Raw genomic sequence first — 1,371 nt, 5'->3', positions numbered from 1 at the left:
TTCCCATCTGTGGACGCCCCTTAAGACGCAAGCGGTTTTTTGAAGGTTAGTTCGTAGTCGGATGCTGCCATCTGTCCGGCCTCTGATGCAGCACCAGAGGCTGCGGGCCCGTATGGGAGTTCGCGGACCGGATCCATATCACCCACAGCGTGCTCAAAGCACAGTGGAAAGCCCTGGTTTTCCGATCCCGTCTCACCGACTGTTGCGCCATACCTTCCTTCGACCGACTCCGTCTCCGACGACCTCTGGTCCGCCTTGGCTTATGCCGCAGCTGCACCCGGAGCTTTGTATTCCTCTTGCTTGATGAGCAGCGCCCAGATGATGCGCGCCGTCTTGTTGGCCAGCGCCACGGTGACGAGCATACGTGGCTTACGGGCCATCATCTGCTCAAGCCAAGAACCTGCCGGCGCACCGCGTTTGCTCGCCTGCAGGACGACAGCACTGCAACCGATGATGAGCAGGCGCCTCAGCGTTCGTTCGCCCATCTTCGTGATCGATCCAAGCTTTTGCTTGCCTCCGCTCGAGAGCTGACGTGGCGCCAGGCCCAACCAGGCGGCGAAGTCCCGGCCTTTGGCGAAGGTCTCGGCTGGAGGGGCAAGAGCAGCAATCGCCGTGGCCGTGATCGGCCCTACGCCTGGTATCGTCATAAGCCGCCGGGCGATTACATCATCACGGGCGCGTCGGGCGATCTCCTTGTCCAGTTCGGCGATCTTGCCGTTAAGCACCTCAAGCAGATCAAGCATCGTACGGAACATGGGCGTGGCCGCATCTGGAAGCGACGAGCCCATCTCGCCATCGAGCAGGTCACCGAGCACAGCTATGTGCGACGGCCCCTTGGGTGCGACCCATCCATACTCGGTCAGGTGACCGCGGATCGCATTAATCAACTGGGTCCGCTGTCGCACCAGCAGATCGCGGGTTCGAAACACCAGGGCCGAGGCCTGCTGCTCCTCGCTTTTGATCGCCACGAACCGCATGTTCGGTCGTTGCGCTGCCTCGCATATGGCTTCGGCGTCCACCGCATCGTTCTTGTTCCGCTTCACAAAGGGCTTCACATAGGCCGGCGGGATCAACTTCACTTGGTGACCCTGCTGCGTGAGCTCGCGGGCCCAATGATGCGCACCGCCGCAGGCCTCCAACGCCACCAGGCAACGTGGCTGTTTGGCGAAGAACTCCAGCAACTTGGTGCGGCTGATCTTGCGACTGAACAGCGGTTTGCCGCTGGCATCTGCCCCGTGCGCATGGAAAACGTTCTTCGCGATATCCAGACCGATTGTGGTAACTTCCGACATGGGCGCCTCCTCAAGTGGTGTGTTCACACCTCCACTTTGGCACATCGATGCCGCCGGGGGGGCGTCCACCCCATCACCC

1 protein-coding gene is annotated in these 1,371 nt (G+C 61.3%); it reads right to left on the bottom strand.

Going from position 1 to position 1,371, the window contains the following annotated elements; genetic code table 11:
- Window positions 1-260: 260 nt before the first annotated feature.
- Window positions 261-1,292: an IS110 family transposase gene (locus tag DevBK_RS20975; protein ID WP_317186941.1), complete on the bottom strand. Its 1,032-nt coding sequence runs from the start codon at window positions 1,290-1,292 to the stop codon at window positions 261-263.
- Between the last annotated feature and the right edge of the window lie 79 nt (window positions 1,293-1,371).

It is taken from the genome of Devosia sp. BK (assembly GCF_032907385.1).
Classification (GTDB): domain Bacteria; phylum Pseudomonadota; class Alphaproteobacteria; order Rhizobiales; family Devosiaceae; genus Devosia.
The sequence above is the reverse complement of the archived record's forward strand: the minus strand, read 5'-3'. Positions and strand labels throughout refer to the sequence as shown.

Bases quoted from the DNA above. Each gene is read 5' to 3' on its own strand.
- DevBK_RS20975 (WP_317186941.1), bottom strand. From the start codon at position 1,292: ATGTCGGAAGTTACCACAATCGGTCTGGATATCGCGAAGAACGTTTTC.